This is a genomic window from Aminobacter aminovorans (assembly GCF_900445235.1).
Taxonomy (GTDB): domain Bacteria; phylum Pseudomonadota; class Alphaproteobacteria; order Rhizobiales; family Rhizobiaceae; genus Aminobacter; species Aminobacter aminovorans.
In genome coordinates this window covers 2,006,724-2,024,812 of sequence record NZ_UFSM01000001.1, presented here as the reverse complement: position 1 = coordinate 2,024,812, position 18,089 = coordinate 2,006,724, and the positions used below count along the sequence as shown (strand labels likewise).

19 protein-coding genes are annotated in these 18,089 nt (G+C 63.4%); 8 read left to right on the top strand and 11 right to left on the bottom strand.

Annotated elements, in window-relative coordinates:
• Positions 1–15: 15 nt before the first annotated feature.
• The 8 genes from DY201_RS09900 to phnF form a co-directional block, all read right to left on the bottom strand.
• Positions 16–591, bottom strand: a complete 576-nt coding sequence (locus DY201_RS09900; protein WP_115731051.1) for a peroxidase-related enzyme — start codon at positions 589–591, stop codon at positions 16–18.
• A complete protein-coding gene (locus DY201_RS09895; protein ID WP_115731050.1) occupies positions 588–1,088 on the bottom strand; it encodes a CMD domain-containing protein in 501 nt (166 codons plus the stop codon). Before DY201_RS09895 ends, DY201_RS09900 begins: the two co-directional genes overlap by 4 nt.
• A 9-nt stretch (positions 1,089–1,097) precedes the next feature.
• Positions 1,098–2,591, bottom strand: a complete 1,494-nt coding sequence (locus DY201_RS09890; RefSeq protein ID WP_115731049.1) for an NAD(P)-binding domain-containing protein — start codon at positions 2,589–2,591, stop codon at positions 1,098–1,100.
• 111 nt (positions 2,592–2,702) lie between these two features.
• On the bottom strand, positions 2,703–3,788 hold the full coding sequence (locus DY201_RS09885) for an ABC transporter ATP-binding protein (RefSeq protein ID WP_115731048.1): 1,086 nt from the start codon (positions 3,786–3,788) through the stop codon (positions 2,703–2,705).
• A complete protein-coding gene (locus DY201_RS09880) occupies positions 3,788–4,582 on the bottom strand; it encodes an ABC transporter permease (RefSeq protein ID WP_067958813.1) in 795 nt (264 codons plus the stop codon). Before DY201_RS09880 ends, DY201_RS09885 begins: the two co-directional genes overlap by 1 nt.
• On the bottom strand, positions 4,582–5,571 hold the full coding sequence (locus DY201_RS09875; RefSeq protein WP_115731047.1) for an ABC transporter permease: 990 nt from the start codon (positions 5,569–5,571) through the stop codon (positions 4,582–4,584). The genes DY201_RS09880 and DY201_RS09875 overlap by 1 nt, the downstream gene beginning before the upstream one ends.
• Positions 5,572–5,809: 238 nt before the next feature.
• Positions 5,810–6,919 carry an extracellular solute-binding protein gene (locus tag DY201_RS09870; protein WP_115731046.1) on the bottom strand — a complete coding sequence of 370 codons (1,110 nt, stop codon included), beginning with the start codon at positions 6,917–6,919 and terminating at the stop codon, positions 5,810–5,812.
• 630 nt (positions 6,920–7,549) lie between these two features.
• Positions 7,550–8,332, bottom strand: coding sequence for a phosphonate metabolism transcriptional regulator PhnF (gene phnF, locus DY201_RS09865; RefSeq protein WP_115731045.1), 783 nt, complete (start codon positions 8,330–8,332; stop codon positions 7,550–7,552).
• A 90-nt stretch (positions 8,333–8,422) separates the two neighbouring features.
• Here phnF and phnG point away from each other — a divergent pair, with 90 nt between their 5' ends.
• The 7 genes from phnG (at position 8,423) to DY201_RS09830 (ending at position 13,883) form a co-directional block, all read left to right on the top strand.
• Positions 8,423–8,887 carry a phosphonate C-P lyase system protein PhnG gene (phnG, locus tag DY201_RS09860; RefSeq protein ID WP_067958793.1) on the top strand — a complete coding sequence of 155 codons (465 nt, stop codon included), beginning with the start codon at positions 8,423–8,425 and terminating at the stop codon, positions 8,885–8,887.
• Positions 8,887–9,492 carry a phosphonate C-P lyase system protein PhnH gene (phnH, locus tag DY201_RS09855; RefSeq protein ID WP_115731044.1) on the top strand — a complete coding sequence of 202 codons (606 nt, stop codon included), beginning with the start codon at positions 8,887–8,889 and terminating at the stop codon, positions 9,490–9,492. The genes phnG and phnH overlap by 1 nt, the downstream gene beginning before the upstream one ends.
• Position 9,493: 1 nt before the next feature.
• Positions 9,494–10,603 carry a carbon-phosphorus lyase complex subunit gene (locus DY201_RS09850; RefSeq protein ID WP_115731043.1) on the top strand — a complete coding sequence of 370 codons (1,110 nt, stop codon included), beginning with the start codon at positions 9,494–9,496 and terminating at the stop codon, positions 10,601–10,603.
• Between the two features lie 234 nt (positions 10,604–10,837).
• Entirely contained in the window at positions 10,838–11,722 is an 885-nt protein-coding gene (locus tag DY201_RS09845; protein WP_115731042.1) for an alpha-D-ribose 1-methylphosphonate 5-phosphate C-P-lyase PhnJ, read from the top strand.
• On the top strand, positions 11,719–12,495 hold the full coding sequence (gene phnK, locus DY201_RS09840) for a phosphonate C-P lyase system protein PhnK (RefSeq protein WP_115731041.1): 777 nt from the start codon (positions 11,719–11,721) through the stop codon (positions 12,493–12,495). Before DY201_RS09845 ends, phnK begins: the two co-directional genes overlap by 4 nt.
• A 66-nt stretch (positions 12,496–12,561) precedes the next feature.
• Positions 12,562–13,269 (top strand): phosphonate C-P lyase system protein PhnL, encoded by a 708-nt coding sequence (gene phnL / locus DY201_RS09835; protein WP_115731040.1) that lies wholly within the window; start codon positions 12,562–12,564, stop codon positions 13,267–13,269.
• On the top strand, positions 13,266–13,883 hold the full coding sequence (locus DY201_RS09830) for a DapH/DapD/GlmU-related protein (protein WP_115731039.1): 618 nt from the start codon (positions 13,266–13,268) through the stop codon (positions 13,881–13,883). Before phnL ends, DY201_RS09830 begins: the two co-directional genes overlap by 4 nt.
• Before the next feature lie 7 nt (positions 13,884–13,890).
• On the opposite strand, the gene gltS is transcribed toward DY201_RS09830, so the two are convergent.
• The 3 genes from gltS to DY201_RS09815 all read right to left on the bottom strand — a co-directional run bounded on the left by gltS (position 13,891) and on the right by DY201_RS09815 (position 16,857).
• Positions 13,891–15,096 (bottom strand): sodium/glutamate symporter, encoded by a 1,206-nt coding sequence (gene gltS, locus DY201_RS09825; protein ID WP_342635180.1) that lies wholly within the window; start codon positions 15,094–15,096, stop codon positions 13,891–13,893.
• A gap of 188 nt (positions 15,097–15,284) precedes the next feature.
• The gene (locus DY201_RS09820; protein WP_115731037.1) at positions 15,285–16,334 is read right to left on the bottom strand and encodes a Tim44 domain-containing protein; all 1,050 of its coding nucleotides are present in this window, start codon (positions 16,332–16,334) and stop codon (positions 15,285–15,287) included.
• A gap of 286 nt (positions 16,335–16,620) precedes the next feature.
• A complete protein-coding gene (locus DY201_RS09815) occupies positions 16,621–16,857 on the bottom strand; it encodes a hypothetical protein (protein ID WP_425358720.1) in 237 nt (78 codons plus the stop codon).
• Positions 16,858–17,199: 342 nt separating this feature from the next.
• Between DY201_RS09815 and phnC the strand changes: the two genes are divergently transcribed.
• The gene (gene phnC / locus DY201_RS09810) at positions 17,200–18,042 is read left to right on the top strand and encodes a phosphonate ABC transporter ATP-binding protein (RefSeq protein WP_115731036.1); all 843 of its coding nucleotides are present in this window, start codon (positions 17,200–17,202) and stop codon (positions 18,040–18,042) included.
• Positions 18,043–18,089: the final 47 nt, after the last annotated feature.

Sequence of the window (18,089 nt, the reverse complement as noted above, 5' to 3'; positions counted from 1 at the left end):
CGACGCCACGGGCAACTATTCGGCGAGCGGCTCTCCAAGCGTGTGCATGAGCCGGTTGGCCCAGCCGAACAGCGACGACGACAGGATCAGGTCGAGGATCTCGTCCTTGCCGAGACCGGCATCGACCAGTGCCTGCATGTCCGAGGCTTCGGCATCGGAAGGGCATTTCGACAGCTTGACCGAAAAGTCGAGGATGGCCTTCAGCCGCGGTGAAATCTCGGCGGCGACGCCGTCGGCGAAGATCGCAGCGATGACGGTCTCGTCCTTGGCCAGTTGGTTGTAGCGGCTGGCATGTACCGCCGCGCAATAGATGCAGCGGTTGACGATCGAGGCACCGACGGCGCCGATCTCGCGCTCGGCACGTGACAGGCCGCCCTTGTTGTACATCACCCCGTTGAACAGCGGCGAACGGTGAGTCAGCGTCTCGACGTCATGCGCCAGCACCAGCACATAGTCCGACACCTTGGTGTTGGACGGCGTGATCTTCAGCGCCTCGAGTTGGGCCGGGGTTGCATCGGCCAGATCCAGCGGCTTGACGTATGGCTTCCACTCGGGGATCGCGGTGGTGAATTCGTGAACGACCTTGCTCATGCCAATCCCCGCATCAGCCGCAGCCCTGCGGCAACCCTGATCTGATAACTGACGAAAGCGACGAGCTCGGACAGCCGTACGATGTCGGCATCGCCGAGCCCGGCCTCCCGCAGCAGTTCGATGTCGCGGCGTGTCGCGTCCTTGGGCGCATGCGCCACCAGGTCGACATGGCGGATCAAGGCCTTGAGCCTGATGTCGCTGCCGCCGTCGAACCATATGTCGGCAATGCGCGCGGTGTCACCGGTGCCATATGCGCGGTCGAGCAGGGCTTCGAAATGCTCCTCGAAATCCCTGGCGTCGTTGATCTTGGCGATGCGGCAGGCAAGTGCGGCGCGCTCGGCATGCGAGAGTCCGCCCGGCTCGGCTGGCACAAGGGCAGCATCATGCGTCTGCTGGGTCAATGCCATGATGTCGGCACGGGCGGCGACAACCGCTGCCAGTTCGCTGCCCGGCTCGATGCCGACGATCGCGGCAATTATGTCCTTGGTCTCGGCCATGCCGTCCTCCTATGCCTGCTTGCGGGCAGCAGCCGGCGTTTCGTCCGGCAAGGGCGATGCCGTCCACTCGTCACCGCGTAGCTCGGGCGTGTCGTAATCGAGCAGGCGTTGCCAGTACTGGCCGAAATTCTCGGTGTAGAGCTTGGCGGCGATCTCGCGCGCCAGCCATGCCGCACCTTCGCTGATGCCGGGGATGTCGCCGCTCATCTTGCCGAGGCTTGCAGCCGCCCCGGAGTTGAAGCTGTGGATGTTGGCCAGCCACGGTGCCTGTCCCGGCTCTCGCTCGAGGAAGGTGAAGTCGTTGGCAAGATAGGGGTAGTTGCCAAGCTCGGTGTTTTCCTGGCCTTCAGGTGGCGTGAAGCGGTCCTGCCACAACAGAATCCTGTCGGCGTAGCCGTCGAGCTCCTTGCGGGCCAGCGGATCGACGCCGAAGCCGGTGCCGAGGATCAGGAAGTCGCAGCGAACCGCCTTGCCCTGCGAAGTCGAGATGACGATCTCGTCGCCGTCGAGCTCGGTTTTCTCGATCGCCGCATCGAAGTGGAAATAGGCGTTCGGATGCCGGCTGACGCGCATCGTCGAGCCGCGTGGCGCCGGCGTCTGGGTACGCAGCGAATAGTTCATGATCAGCCAGCGCTTGGCATCGCCGAGCTGCGGGAAGGCAGCGGTGAAGCCGAACGAGCCGATGCCCATCAGCTTGTTGATACAGGGCATCTGCTTGCGGCGGATGAGGTGGCGGACTTCCGCCGCCCCTGCCTCGAGCGCCTCGGCAGCATTGTCGACGGCGGACGCACCGACACCGACAACCACCACGCGCTTGCCGCGCAGGGCGGCGAAATCGATGGCGTCGGAAGAATGCGCCCAGAACTTCTTGGGCAGCTTATCGACGAAGCCGGGAATGCTGGGATGACCCATGCCGTCGCGGCCGGTGGCCATCACCACCTTTCGGGCCAGCACCGACTTCTCGCGCGTCCCGGCAAGCGTCAGCCGCATAAGCTCGCCTTCCGGCACGATCGTCTTGACCTCGACGCCGTTCTCGACCGGCAGGTCGAGCACCTTGCGGTACCAGCGCAGATAATCCATCCACATCGGCCGCGGGATCTTGTCGAGTTCAGCCCAGGTCTCGTTGCCGAACTGGGCGACATACCAGGCACGAAAGGTCAGCGACGCCATGCCATAGGCCGGACCGGTCAACTGCTTGGGCGAACGCAACGTCTCCATGCGGGCATAGGTCAGCCACGGACCTTCGAAGCCTGTCGGGCTCCGGTCGAAGATGCGGATGTTTTGGATACCGGCGCCGATCAGCGCGAAGCTGGCGACAAGGCCGCACATGCCGCCGCCGATGACGACGACGTCATGAACCTTTTCCTCGCCCTCGGTGGCGGTCGACACCACCCAATTCGACGGCGGGTAGCACAGGCAGGCCAGTTCGTCGCGAACACGCTGTTCAAGCTCGGCGAGGCCGGTGGCGGCCGCTTGCAACGGCGCTTGCACGTCAAACGTCATGGGTCGCCCCCGATGTTCGGTCGAATTCGTCATGTCGCATGTCCTGCCCTGCCTGCTGTCGGCCCGCATCGGTTCCCGGCGCGAGCCGCCCTTGTCGCCTAATTTGTCGTCTCAGTTGTGCGCGTGGCGGTCGGGGATGACCGTCGTCGTCTCCGGCTTCCAGCCGACCCAGATTTCCTCGCCATTGAGCTGGCTGACGTCGGCTGGATGAACCAGCGCATTGAGTATGGTGCCGTCGCCGACCTCGACCGAAAGCGAGGTGTGGTTGCCCTTGAACACGCGCTGGCGGATCTTGCCCTTGATGCGGTTGCCGCTCTCCGGTTCGGCGGCCGAGCAGTGGATCGCCTCGGGGCGCAGCACGACATAGAGGTGGTCACCGGCCTTTGGCGCAAGCCCGCCCTGTGCCGCCTTGATGGTGATGCCGTTCCAGTTCAGCGCTGCCTGGTCGCCTTCGGTGCCGACGACTGTGCTGCGCAGCAGATTGGTCTCGCCGATGAAGTTGGCGACGAACACCGAGCCTGGACGGCCATAGAGCGTGTTCGGGTCGCCCATCTGCTCGATGCGGCCCTTGTTCATGACCACGATGGTGTCGGACATAGTCAGCGCCTCTTCCTGGTCGTGGGTCACGAACATGAAGGTCTTGCCGGTCTTTTCCTGGATCGACTTGAGCTCGATCTGCATCTGCTGGCGCAGCTTTGCGTCAAGTGCCGACAGTGGCTCGTCGAGCAGCAACACCTCCGGATCGGGCGCCAGGGCACGCATCAGCGCGACGCGCTGGCGCTGGCCGCCTGAAAGCTCCGACGGCAGCCGCTTTGCGTAGTCCTGGAGCTGGACCAGTTCGAGCAGCTCCGAGACACGGCGGTGGATGTGCTGGTTGTCAAAACCCTTGAGCTCGAGGCCGAAGGCAATGTTCTTGGCGACACTCATATGCGGGAACAACGCATAGTCCTGGAACACGATGTTGACGTTGCGCTTGTTGGGCGGAACGCGCGTCACGTCCTTGCCCCCGAGCAGGATGCGGCCGGAGTTCGGCGTCTCGAAGCCGCCGAGCATGCGCAGCGAGGTCGACTTGCCGCAGCCGGAGGGCCCGAGCAGCGTGACGAACTTGCCGGCCTCGATGCTGAGGTTAAGGTTCTCGACGGCAACATGCTTGCCGTAGCTCTTGGTGACATTGTCGAACTGGACGACGGGTTCCATCAGCGGGTCCTCGCGCGGCGGGTCATGTATTCGGCGTAAAGTCCGACGGCGGCGGTAACCACCAGGACGAGTGTCGCCATTGCGTTGATTTCGGGAGACATGCCGCCCTGCACCTTGGCGAAGATCAGCATGGGAAGGGTCGGGCGATATCCGCCCAGGAAGAAGGTGCGGACGAAGTCATCGATCGACAGAAGCACGCAGAAGATCATGCCTCCGACAAGCGCCGGCCCGAGATAGGGCAGCGTCACGCGGAAGAAGGCGACGATGCTATCGGCACCGAGGTCACGCGCGGCATCAACCAGATTGCCCGGCATCGAGCGCAGCCGGGTCAGCGCCATCACCACCACGAAGGGCACCGCATGCACCGTGTGGCCGAGGATGATGGCCGCGGTTCCCGTCGGCATGTCGATTGTCGAGATGAAGATGCGCAGCGAGATGGCCGAGATCATGCCTGGTACGACCGCCGGAAGGCAAGCAAGCGCGAAGATGATGACCTGGCCCTTGATGCCTTCGGCGACGATCAGCATGGCGATCCAGGTGCCGAGTGTCGTTGCAGCGAGCGTCGAGGCGGCGGCAATCATCACCGAGTACAGGCAGGCTTCCAGGAACTGCTTGTCCTGCATCACCTTGGCATACCAGTCGAGGGTCCAATCGCCGATCGGGAAGGCGACGAAGTTGGCGTCCTTGAAGCTCATTGCCATCATCAGCGTGAGCGGCAGAAGCAGGTAAAGCAGGAAGGCCCAGTAGATCGCTGTCAGCGACGTGCGCGGAGCGTCCGCAAACATGTTGCGCATCAGAATGCACTCCTTTTCTTGCCGCCGACGAGGCGCATGAAGATGCCTGCGGTGATCAAAGCGGTAACCAGCATGATCAGCGCGAAGGCAGCGCCGACGGGCCACTTGTCGCTGGCGCCATGGAAGAAGCCGCTGATGGTTTCGGGAAACAGCACGGTGTTGGGTCCGCCGAGCAGCATCGGGGTCGCGAAGACGCCGATGCAGGTCAGGAACACAAGCGAGCAGCCCGACACGATGCCGTCCTTGGACAGGGGCAGGATGATCCGGCGGAAGCGGGTGAACGGACCGGCGCCAAGATCAGCAGCCGCATCCAGGTATTGTCCCGGGATCTTCTCGATCGCCGAGTAGAGCGGCAAAAGCATGTAGAGGCAGATCAGGTAGACCAGGCCGAAGCCGAGCGAAAACGAGGTGTAGAGCATCGGGATCGGCCGGTCGATCAGGCCGATCTCGCGCAGCAACACGTTGACCGCGCCGCGATTGGCAAGAAGCATGATCACCGAGAAGGTGCGGATCAACTCACCGGCCCAGAACGGCACCAGCAGCAACAGCAGCGCTTTGGAGCGGCCTTCCGGCTTGACGACTTTGGCGACGTAATAGGCCACCGGGTAGACCACAACCAGCGTCACCGCCGTCGCTGCCGTGGCGAAGATGAAGCTCTTGATCAGCGGCGTGAAGTAGAGCGATTCCTTGAAGAAAATCGCGTAGTTGTCCAGGGTGAAGTGCGATTCCACGCCCGGCAGCACCGGGTAGTGAGACATCAGGCTGATCTTCAGCATCTGATAGATCGGCCCGACATGCAGCATGATCAGCCAGACCAGCGGCACCCCGGCCAGAAGGATGATCCGGCCGATCCGGGACTCGACCGCGGCCCCCAGCGTATGCCGGTAGAGCGCGGAATTGACCACTTTGGCTATACCGGTCGAATATTTGGGCACCGGCGCATCGCCGCGCCCTGCCGCATACCCGGCTGTCGTGTTGCTACTCACCATCAATCAATCTCGGTTGGCGCAGCCCAACTTGTACCGCCAGGCACTGCCGGCAGGTCAGTCATCGCGCGTTGTGGGATTACAGCGCCTCGCTCAGGACGCTGTAACTCTCTGAACCGGTGCATGACCCCGAAAATCGAGCCCGATTTTCGGGTCATGCACATGACAGGCCGGCAGCCTGTCCCGGAGATCGTCGCAGCGCTCCGGGACAGGTGATGGGCCGTGCGAGGCTTTCGCCCCGTCAGGCCGCTTTGACCTCTGCGGTCGCGCGGTCGATCATCTCGTTCTTCATGTCGCGATTGACCGACGAGAAGAAGACGATGCGCTCAAGCTCTTCCTGCGGCAGCGTCGAGGCAAGCTTTTCACGGTCGTTGAGCAGGTCGGCTACGCCGTTGATCGTCGAGCTGTAGCCCGACTGGCGGGTCATCGCAGCACCCACTTCCGGGCTTGCCAGCACGGCGTCGAGCAGCTTGTAGGCGTTCTCGGCGTTTGGCGCGTTGTTGACGACGTTGAGCGTATAGCAGAAGCCGAACGTGCCTTCCTTCGGCACCGACAGCTGGATCGGATGACCGTCCATGATCAGCTTGGCAGCCGGACCCGACCACGAATGGCCGAGATAGATGTCCTCGTTGATGAACATCTGCTGCACTTCCGAGCCTGCGTCATAGTACTTGCGCACCATGTCCTTGTGCTTGATCAGGAAGTCGCGCGCTTCGTTGGTCGCCTTCTGCGCCACGTCGGCCTTGTCGACATAGCTGACGAAGTCGCCGTCATGGCCGAGATACTGCATGACGATGGTCATGAAATCGCTGACGATATAGGAGGTCTGCCCCTTGTACTGCGGGTCGAACATGATCTCCCAGCTCGGCGCTTCCTTCACATAGTCGACATTGCGGGCGAGGCCCTCATAGCCGGCGAGGATAGGCAGGCCCCAGAGATTGTCGTCGACGCGGGCCCAGGCAGCGTTCTGGTAGGCTGGGTTAAGGTTCTTCCAGTTCGGAATCTTGCCGGTGTCGAGCGGCTGCAAAAGCTTCGAGCTGATGAACTGCGAATAACGGTGGCCGGCAACGGTAACGATGTCGGTCGAAGGATTGGCGCCCTCGGCGGTGAGCAGATTGTACTGCTTGCCCTGGTCGTCGGTCAGGCGGATGTTGACCTGAATTCCACTGTCCTTCTGGAACTTGTCGAGGAACTCCTGCGGCAGGAACTTGTCGTAGGTGGTGATGTTCAGCACGCCATTCGCTGCCCAGCCGGGGGTCGGGCGGATCACGGCGGGCATGGCAAGAGCGGCGGCGCCGCCACCAAGCATCTTCAGCGCGGTACGGCGGTTTGGTACCAGAATATTGTTCATTATGTTCCCCATTTGGATAATATCGATCACGCGCACGGCTTGCGCCGCGCAATAAAACCCGCCCTCACGCAGTCGAAAGGACTGCGTGACCGACAAGCCGGCGAAGAGGTATTCTCAGTGGTATTTTATAGACTACTAATGAACTGGCACAAAGTCCTCCACCAAGCCAGTTCTGAATTCCGACATTCCGTCCGTAAATTCCACTAAACTGGAATTTTTCTCTAAACCGGACAAATGTCAAGCATTGTTAGAAAGAATCTTGTTTGCCCACCAACATCTGTCGGCGGGCAGCACACACTGCCCAGCGTGCGCATCCCACAGCCGAACGAGTGGCGACCAATCGGATCCGATCTTCGCGGATCCGCGATACGCGGTATGGCAGCTACATCTGGGCCCAAGGGCTAAGCCACAGCGGAGTAGCGCTCCTGCGCCTCAGCCGAAACGCTGACTTCGACTCAGTCACCGGCAAAGCATGGACTGAAGAAATAAGGTTGAGGCGGCGTGGAGGAGCGTCAATCCCTCACAGGTCCGGGAACCGTCCTGGTTAAACTTGCTCACGCCTGCCACGAACATGATACATGTATGCGCCGGCTTCAACCGGGAACCCGTCCGTTCAACCTGCCGCTGTCGCTACGTCTCGGTCGAGACGCTGAGTTCGACCCTGTCGGCGACAAAGCGGGTTTCAGCGTACTGGACCGGCACGCCTGCGGTGTCGACATTGATCGCCCTGGCGACGAGCACGATGGCGCCAGCGGACAGCTTGAGATCGGCCAGATCGGCGGCATCGGCGTGGCGCGCCGAAACCAGCGTCGACTTGCGGAAATAGTCATCGATTCCAAAATGCTGGAAACCGAGCGTGATCGACCCGGTCTCGGCGTAGACCCGCGCGAAGTCGGGGAAGCGCTCGGCGTCGAACCAGCTCGTCGCGCGCGACACCGGCCGGCCGTCGGCCTCGCTCAGCGTTTCCAGCCGGAGCACCGGCGCATCGGGCGCAAGCCCCAGGGCTTCGGCGACACGGCTGACGGCAGGCTCGATGGCATCCGCCAGCAGGATGCTGCGGCGCTCGCGTGTCTGCTCGCGCAGCCCTGTGGAAAAGCGCGTCCTCGCCGAGATCGGATAGGACAGCCTCTGGCGGCTCTCGACGAAAGTGCCGCGCCCCTGCTCGGCGCGCAGCACGCCTTCCTGGACAAGCGCGGCAATGGCGCTGCGCAAGGTATGACGATTGACGCCGAAGCGTTCGGACAGGATCATTTCGGGCGGCAGCTTGCCATCGGCGCCCAAGGTTCCTGCAGATATGCCCTGCCTGATCTGGTCGGCGATCTGGCGCCATAACGCCACCCCGCTCTTGCGTGTCACCGCCTGCTCTCGTCCTTGCCCGCTCAAATCCACCGTCCCAGCTTTACGACTTGTCATGCGTCCGTCACGGAGCCTCGCTACAAGCCCATTGTAAGTTGTTCGATTGTATAGAACAATAGACAAATGTGAAGTGGAGCAGCGAAAGCGATGGACCGACGGCAGGAAAGAGAACTGGAGACGGCGCGCAAGACGGCCATGGCGGCGCTTTCGCTAGCACCAGTGGACGAGTTGAAGCGGCTGTGCGCGGCGGCAGGCATTTCTGGCGAAGCCGAGATGCTGCGCGGACCGGAGACCGGCCTAGTGTCGGTTCGTGGCCGTATCGGCGGCGGCGGCGCGCCCTTCAACTTCGGCGAGGCGACGGTGACCCGCGCCACGGTGCGTTTGCCGAGCGGCGAGATCGGCCATTCCTATGCGCTCGGCCGCGACAAGGACAAGGCCCGCCTTTCGGCCATCACTGATGCCCTTTGGCAGAATGCCGACCGCCGCGCCGACATCGAAGAGAAGGTCATCGCACCGCTGCGTGCCGCACAAGCCGAAGCCGATGCGACCAGTCGTGCCGAAACAGCAGCGACCAAGGTCGACTTTTTCACCATGGTGCGCGGAGAGGACTGATGGATCAGATGGATGTAATTGACGGCGGCTTTGCCGCCCCGGTTTTTAATGCCCAGACGGTTTTCCGCGCCGTCATGGACGCCATGGCGCGTCCCGGCACAGTCCAGCAGGTAGCTGGCCTGGCACAGCCGCCTGCACCGCTTGCGGCAACCGCAGGCGCGGTGGCATTGACCTTGTGCGACCACGACACTCCGCTCTGGCTCGATGCCGGGCTGCAGGTCTCGGCGGCAAAGTCCTGGCTCGGCTTCCACACCGGCGCGCCGCTGGCCGCGACACCGGCCGACGCGCATTTCGCCCTTGTCGCCAACCCGGCCAACCTGATCTCCCTCGAAAACTTTGCGCAAGGAACGCAGGAATATCCCGATCGCTCGACGACACTGATCCTGCAGGTCGACAGCCTGACCGATGGTGCGCCGCTGCATCTTGAGGGCCCCGGCATCGAGACGACTGATAGCATCGCGCCGACGCCTCTGCCGCGCCATTTCGTCGAGCAGTGGAAGCAGAACGGCGCCCGCTTCCCGCGCGGCGTCGATGTGATCCTGGCGGCGCCCGGAGCGGTCGCCTGCCTGCCCCGCACTGTCCGCATCAAGACGATGGAGGCCTGATATGTATGTTGCTGTCAAAGGCGGCGAAGCCGCCATCGCCAACGCCCATCGCCTTCTCGCCGACCGCCGCCGCGGTGACCGCTCGGTGCCGTCGCTGCGCATCGAGCAGATCGTCGAACAGTTGGCGCTCGGCGTCGACCGCGTCATGTCGGAAGGCTCGCTCTATGACCGTGAGCTTGCCGCACTCGCCATCATGCAGTCGCGCGGCGACCTGATCGAGGCGATCTTCCTCGTCCGCGCGTACCGCACCACCTTGCCGCGCCTCGGCTACACGAGGCCGATTGACACAGCCACCATGAAGGTCGAACGCCGCGTTTCGGCGACCTACAAGGACCTCCCCGGCGGCCAGTTGCTCGGCGCGACCTTCGACTACACCCACCGCCTGCTCGACCCGGAACTCGCCACTGATGCCGAAGTCGCGACGCCCGAGCAGCGCGAAGGCGACGGCCAGCGCATGGCGCGCGTGTCCGAAATCCTGGCCCATGAAGGGCTGATCGAGGCTGACGGCGAGCTGCCCGAGGACCACCTCACGGGTGATATCACCCGCGAACCGCTCGAGTTTCCGATGGAGCGCGACATCCGCCTGCAGGCGCTGTCGCGCGGCGACGAGGGTTTTCTTTTGGCGCTCGGATACTCGACGCAGCGCGGCTATGGCCGCAGCCATCCTTTCGTCGGCGAGGTCCGCATCGGCGAAGTCGAGCTCGAGCTCGACGTGCCGGAACTGCCCTTTCCCATAAGCCTCGGCCGCATCCGCGTCACCGAATGCCAGATGGTCAACCAGTTCAAGGGCTCGGCCAAGGCGCCGCCGCAGTTCACTCGCGGCTACGGGCTGGTCTTCGGCCAGTCGGAGCGCAAGGCCATGGCCATGTCGCTATGTGACCGGGCGCTGCGCGCCGGCGAACTGGGCGAGGACATCACCGCACCGGCACAGGACGAGGAGTTCGTCATTTCGCATTCCGACAACGTCCAGGCGACCGGCTTCGTCGAACACCTGAAGCTGCCGCATTATGTCGACTTCCAGGCTGAGCTCGACCTCGTCCGCCGCATGCGCGGCGAGCACGAGAAGCGTCAAGCTACACATCAGACCGAGACAAGGGAGGCATCCGAATGAGCTCTCCCAACTCAATCGCCCAACTGTCAGGAGCCGAGGTCGCGTTGCGGAGCACTATCATTGTCCCAGGCTCGCTTAGTCGGCTTTGGCTTGCGCCGCACGAAAAACGCCACAGCGGCTACAGCCAGAGCCACCAGAACCAAGACACGAATCCACCCCGAAGAATCCATGCGGCTCCCCCTCGTTGCAATGGTCAACGCGGCAAAGAGTTAGCGCAAATCGGATCTGCCTGCCATGTCTGACATCGCAACCTACAACTTCGCTTATCTCGACGAGCAGACCAAGCGGATGATCCGCCGGGCGATCCTCAAGGGCATTGCCATTCCCGGCTACCAGGTGCCGTTCGCCAGCCGCGAAATGCCGATGCCCTATGGTTGGGGCACCGGCGGCGTGCAGGTGACCGCCGCGATCATCGGCCCTGAAGACGTGCTCAAGGTCATCGACCAGGGCGCCGACGACACGACCAACGCCGTCTCGATCCGTGCCTTCTTCCAGAAGGTCGCCGATGTCGCGGTGACCACCGAGACGGCGAGGGCAACGATCATCCAGACCCGTCACCGTATCCCGGAACATCCGCTGACCGAGGGCCAGACGCTGGTCTACCAGGTTCCGATCCCCGAGCCGTTGCGCTTCCTCGAACCGCGCGAGACCGAGACGCGGAAGATGCACGCGCTCGAGGAATATGGACTGATGCACGTCAAGCTCTACGAGGACATCGCCAAGCACGGCCGCATCGCCACGACTTATGCCTATCCGGTCAAGGTCGAGGGCCGCTACGTAATGGACCCCTCGCCGACACCGAAGTTCGACAATCCCAAGATGCACATGTCGCCCGCGCTCCAGCTGTTCGGCGCCGGCCGCGAGAAGCGCATCTATGCCGTGCCGCCCTTCACCAGGGTGGTTAGCCTCGATTTCGAGGACCATCCCTTCGAGATCCAGACTTTCGACCAACCCTGCGCCCTGTGCGGTGCCGAGCAGGTCTATCTCGACGAAGTCATCCTCGATGACAAGGGCGGGCACATGTTCGTCTGTTCCGACACCGACCATTGCGAGACGCGCCAGGCCTGCGGCCATCGCGGCCACCTCTCGCCAGACATTCTGGAGCCTGCCCAATCATGACCGACGAACCGCTTCTGCGCGTTACGGCGCTGTCCAAGTACTATGGCTCGCGCATCGGCTGCGAGGACATCTCCTTCGATCTATGGCCCGGCGAAGTGCTGGCCATCGTCGGTGAATCCGGCTCGGGCAAGACAACCTTGCTCAACTGCCTGTCGACCCGACTGCTGCCGACCTCTGGGACCGCCAGCTACCGCATGCGCGACGGCCAGTGGCGCGACCTCTACCGCATGAGCGAGGCCGAGCGCCGCTTCCTGATGCGCACCGACTGGGGTTTTGTTCACCAGAACCCGGCCGACGGGCTGCGCATGACGGTGTCGGCCGGCGCCAATGTCGGCGAACGACTGATGGCCATCGGCGACCGTCACTATGGCAACATCCGCGCTACCGCAGTCGACTGGCTCGGCCGCGTAGAGATCGACGAGGAGCGCATCGACGACGAACCCCGCGCTTTCTCGGGCGGCATGCGCCAGCGCCTGCAGATCGCCCGCAACCTCGTTACCGGCCCGCGGCTGGTGTTCATGGACGAACCGACCGGCGGCCTCGACGTGTCGGTGCAGGCACGCCTGCTCGACCTGTTGCGCGGACTGGTCACCGACCTCGGCCTCGCGGCCATCGTCGTCACCCACGACCTCGCCGTCGCACGGCTCCTGTCGCAGCGCATGATGGTGATGAAGGACGGCCATGTCGTCGAATCCGGTCTCACCGACCGTGTGCTCGACGATCCGCGCGCGCCCTACACCCAGCTCCTCGTCTCCTCCATCCTGCAGGTCTGAGCATGATCCCGAAAAGTGGTTCCCGGTTTTCGGGCAAGATCATGCTCATCAAGGAAAGACTCTAACATGGCCACTCCCCTCATCGTCTCGGAGGTCTCCAAGGCCTTCACCATGCATCTGCGAGGCGGCATCCGCCTGCCGGTGGTCGCCAATGTCTCGTTCTCGGTCAGGACTGGCGAATGCGCCGTGCTCGGTGGCCCCTCTGGCGCCGGCAAGAGCTCGATCCTGAAGATGGTCTACGGTAACTACGGGGTCGACCAGGGCCAGATCATCGTCGATCACCATGGCCAGCTTGTCGATCTTGCCACTGCCAATCCGCGCACCGTACTTTCGGTGCGCCGCGACACCATCGGCTATGTCAGCCAGTTCCTGCGCACCGTTCCGCGCGTATCGGCGCTCGACGTCGTCGCCGAGCCGCTGGTCGCCCGCGGTTCCGAACGTTCCGAGGCTCATGCCCGCGCCTCGGAACTGCTCGGCCGGCTGAACCTGCCGGAACGTCTTTGGAGCCTGCCGCCCGCCACCTTCTCCGGCGGCGAGCAGCAGCGCGTCAACATCGCCCGTGGCTTCATCACCGACCATCCGGTGCTCCTGCTCGACGAGCCGACGGCCTCGCTCGACGCCACCAACCGCGAAGTGGTGATCGGACTGATTGAGGAGAAGAAGCTGAAGGGTGTGGCCCTGCTCGGCATCTTCCACGACGCCGACGTTCGCGAGGCGGTCGCCGACCGCATCGTCGACGTCACCACATTTGCCGCCGGAAAGGTCGCAGCATGAGCCGCAAGCTTTCCGAGCAGCCCTGGATTCACCCAAGCGCCGAGGTGACGCAGTCGACGCTCGGCCGCTGGACCGAAGTCTCCGAGCGCACCCGCATCAGCGAAAGTTCGCTCGGCGACTATTCCTACGTCATGCAGGACTGCAGCCTATGGTGCACGACGGTCGGCAAATTCTCCAACATCGCAGCCGCCGTGCGCTGCAACGCCACTAACCATCCGACCTGGCGGCCGACGTTGCATCACTTCACCTACCGCGCCTCGGACTATTGGGAAGATGCCAGCCACGAGACCGAGTTCTTCGAATGGCGCCGGTCGAACGCGGTGACCATCGGCCACGACACCTGGCTCGGCCACGGCTCGACGGTGCTGCCGGGCGTTACCGTCGGCGACGGTGCAGCGGTCGGCTCGGGCGCGGTCGTCACCAAGAATGTCGCGCCCTACACCATTGTCGCCGGCGTGCCCGCCAAGCCGCTGCGCGAGCGCTTCGACCGCAAGACAGCGGATCGCTTCCAGGCGCTGGCCTGGTGGGACTGGGACCACGCCAGGCTGCGCGTTGCCCTCGACGATTTCCGCAACCTCTCGGCGGAAGAGTTCCTGGAAAAGCACGGCGGCTGAGGAGCCCTTACCCCGCCAGGAAGAACTGGATCGCGATCATGTTGACCAGGTCGACGAAGAACGCGGAAACCAGCGGCAGGATGATGAAGGCGTTCGGTGACGGGCCATAATGCTTGGTCACCGCCGTCATCGACGCGATGGCGGTAGGCGTGGCGCCGAGCGAAAGGCCGGTAAAGCCCGCGCTCAGCACTGCCGCCTGGTAGTCCCTGCCCAGAAGCGGGAAAAGCACCACCAGGATGAAAGCCACAGCGAGCAGCGCCTGCATGGCGACGACGACCAGCAGCGGGCCGGCAACCCCGGCAAGCGTCCAGAGTTGCATGCTCATCAGCGACATGGCGAGGAAGGTCGAGAGCGAATAGTCAGAGATCAGCGACATTGCCGGCGAGCGCGACGGCCATGGCATGCGCGGAAAGATGTAGGGGATCGTGTTCGACAGGACGACCCCCATGATCAGGCAGGGCACGAACAGCGGCAGCTTCACGCCCATCGCCGTGACCGGGCCGTGAACCACATAGCCGAGCACCACGGCGACGTTGACCAGCAAAAGCGCCTGCATGAAGTTCGACTTGTCGATCGGTGCGCCCTCCGCCCGGGCGACAGCCGATTCCCCGTCGGGGCCGCTCGCGTTGGCGGTCAGCTTGCCACGCTCGATGAGGAACTTTGCCACCGGCCCGCCGAGGACGCTGGCGACGATCAGCCCAAGCGTCGCCGCAGCGGTGCCGACTTCAAGGGCGGTCGGAAAACCGTGCTCGGCCGCGATCGCCGGGGCCCAGGCAATCGTCGTGCCATGGCCGCCGACAAAGGCGATCGACCCCATGATGACGCCTGCAGCAGAGGGCAGGCCGAACAGCCAGGCTCCAAGCGTGCCGACGCCATTCTGCAGGAAGACGAAAAGTACCGTCAGCACGCACAACACCGCCAGCGCCCGCCCACCGACCAGCAGGTCGGCCAGCCGCGCATTGACGCCGACGGTGGCAAAGAAGATGACCAGCAGCCTGTCCCGCGTGGTCATCTCGAAGACGATCTCCGTGCCTGACAATTGGTAGAACGCCCAAACGGCCACGGCCGCGAGAAATCCGCCGGTGACCGGCTCTGGGATGTTGTAGTTGCGCAGGAACGCAATGTGACGGTTGAGCAGCACGCCGACGAAATAGACGACGATGCCAAGCGTGAGCGTCAGGAAATCTGGCGAAACGAGAACATTGTCGGCCATGGCCATCCGAGCTTCGCGTGCACACCCCAACGTAGGTGCCGGGTCGGATGATCCCGATCTCCCGAGCGCTCAACCTTGCCCAGAATAATTTCGAGAGCAATTGGATTTGCGACGCAACCGATAAGGCACCGCCCGAAACGGAAACGCCCGCGGGAAGACCGCGGGCGTTGTAATCAGCCTGAAACGGTTCAGGCGTCCTGGATCGCCGAGAGCTGCCAGTCGCCGCCATTCTGGCGCACGAAGGTCCACAGCTCGGTCGTCTCGGTCGGCTCGTTTTCGTCGCCGTCCACCACTTCGCCGGTCGTGCGGTTGCGGGTTACGTCGATCGACGAATAGTTCATCGCCGCCGTGGCGTAGTCGCGGTCGCCTTCGTTCCAGCTTTCGGCAATGTCGGCTTGCAGAAGCTGAACGTTGGTCACATCGTTGCGGACGCCGTTCTGCGCGTTGTCGGCTAGCTCTTCCGAGAGATACGACACCATTTCCGGCGTCACCAGACGGCGCAGCGCCTTGTGGTCCTCACGGCCGAACGCCTCCTGGACCTCGGTCAGCATGCGCTGGAAAGTATCGAGATCTTCGCCGGACACGGTGATGTCCTGGCTGACCGGCTGTTGCGGCGCGGCATTGGCGCGGCTGCCGCCGATGCTCGGAATGCTGAACGAACGGCTGACGCCATTGACCTTGCCGCCTTCGTCAGACGGGGCGGCATCGCGGTAGTTGAAGTTGCCGCCGCCCGAATTGAAGTTGCCGCCACCGGCGCCTGCGCCCGCCATAGCCGGACCGGCGTTGGACGCCTGCCGCGAGCGGAAGAAGCGCAGAGCGAGCCAGATAGCGCCGCCGATCAAAAGTATCTGCATCAGCATGCCGAACATGCCGGCTAGGCCGCCAAAGCCCTGGCCCATCATCATGCCGAGCAGGCCACCCATCAACAGGCCGCCGATCATCGCGCCGCCGAAGCCGCCGAAGAGGCCGGGGCGCTGCTGCATGGCAGCACCGGGGCGTGCGGCGCTGGTTGCGGCCGGATTGGCCGCCTGGCCGGTATTCGGGGTCATCGAGCGCTCGACCGGCGCGGTCGGCTGCGGTGCGGTGCGGGTCGGCGGTGCCGACTGAAAGGTGCGCGCTCCCCTGCTGCCGAAGCTGCCGCCGCGCCGTGCGTCGGCGTGGTCGACGGCCACCATCGAGAAGGCAAGAAACAGGCCCGCGAAGAGCGTGGCGAAGCGGGTCGTTCGGGACAATTTCATCAGCGGATCCTCAAAATGACGTCTGTCGTCATATAATGACTAACAACTGTAGTGTCAGGGTTTGGAGGTCAAGTTTTGGCAGAATCTTGCCAGATTCTGTCAAATCCTTGATTCGGCATGATTTTAGTCACCGGTAGACGGTCCATAGCCTTCCCGCGTCAGGGCCTAAGGCACGGCGAGGGGCACTTGAACAAAGCGTACCCCTGCGAATACCTGGTATCGAGATGCCGTTTCGCAACCGCTTCTCAGGCAGAGTCTGCTTCGCACACACCTTCCGCTGAGGCGGTCAGCGGCTGCCACCGTCGAACGGGATGCGCTTGAGCGTCGTCAGATCGATCTGTTCGATGCAGCGTACATTGATCGCCGCCGTCTTCTCGCCGCTCGGGCTGACACCCATGCCGAACGGAGCACAGCAGCAGTTCAAGCAAAGCATGTGGTCGACGACGTGCCTGTTGAAGCCGTAGGTCGCAAGACGCTCCGGCGGCGTGGTGACGGTCAGCTTGTCACGCGGCACGAACCACAACAGATAGCCATCGCACTTGCCGGCTCGTCCTCGACCTCGAACGAAACATTTACGCAGTGGCAGCTTCCCGCGGCCATAAGCCCTCTCGTCCTCGAGACTTGGGCGACTTAACGCCCCTCCTCCACCATCGTCAAACGAGCCGCAACAGCAGCTCGCGCTACGCTGGTTGAAGAGTGGGGATTCCGGAAAAGAGTGATATTTGCCCGCAAAAGCTGCATTTTCTGCATTCCGGCCTGTGCATCGTAACAAAACTGACATGGTCCCGACATTGCAGCTTCACGTCCCGGGTCTAGGCCGGTCCCAGACAAGGGCGAAAAAGCCCGCCGGGACAGGGAAGCCAAGATGCTCGAAATCCGCAACGTGACGCGCCGCTTCGGCAAGAATGTCGCCGTCAACGGCGTCAACCTCCAGATTCAGCAGGGCCAGATGGTCGGCATCATCGGCCGCTCCGGCGCCGGCAAGTCGACCCTGCTCAAGACCATTAATCGCCTGATCGATCCGAGCCAGGGCTCGATCGTCTTCGACGGCACCGAAGTATCGTCCCTGCGTGGCACCCAACTGCGCCGATGGCAGCGCGATTGCGCCATGATCTTCCAGCAGTTCAACCTGGTCCCGCGCCTCGACGTCTTGACCAACGTCCTGCTCGGCCGCCTCAACCATCGTTCGACAGCGCTCAACCTGCTTTCGATCTTCTCGCGTGAAGAACGCATCCGGGCGATCGCCGCCCTCGAGCGTCTCGACATCGCCCGCACCGCGCTCCAGCCAGCCGGTACGCTGTCGGGCGGCCAGCAGCAGCGCGTCGCCATCGCCCGTGCGCTGATGCAGGAGCCGAAGCTGATCCTCGCCGACGAGCCGATCGCCTCGCTCGACCCCCTCAATGCCAAGGTGGTGATGGATGCGCTGCGCGACATCAACCTGCGCGAAGGCATCACCGTCATCACCAACCTGCACACGCTCGACACCGCCCGCACCTACTGCAACCGCATCATCGGCATGCAGGGCGGCGCGGTGGTCTTCGACGGCGCGCCCGAAGACCTCACCATCGAGGCCGTCCGCCTCGTCTACGGTGCCGACGCGGATGGCGCCGAGATTTCCGAAGCCATCACTTCGACCAGCATCCGTCCGGTCAAGGTCAGGGTTCCCGTATCCGCCGCACATCTCGAACCGGCCTACGCCCCGGCCTGAGGCTGCTCGCGTTCGTCTCGCCCGCGTCAAGGGCCTGCAATCAGCAA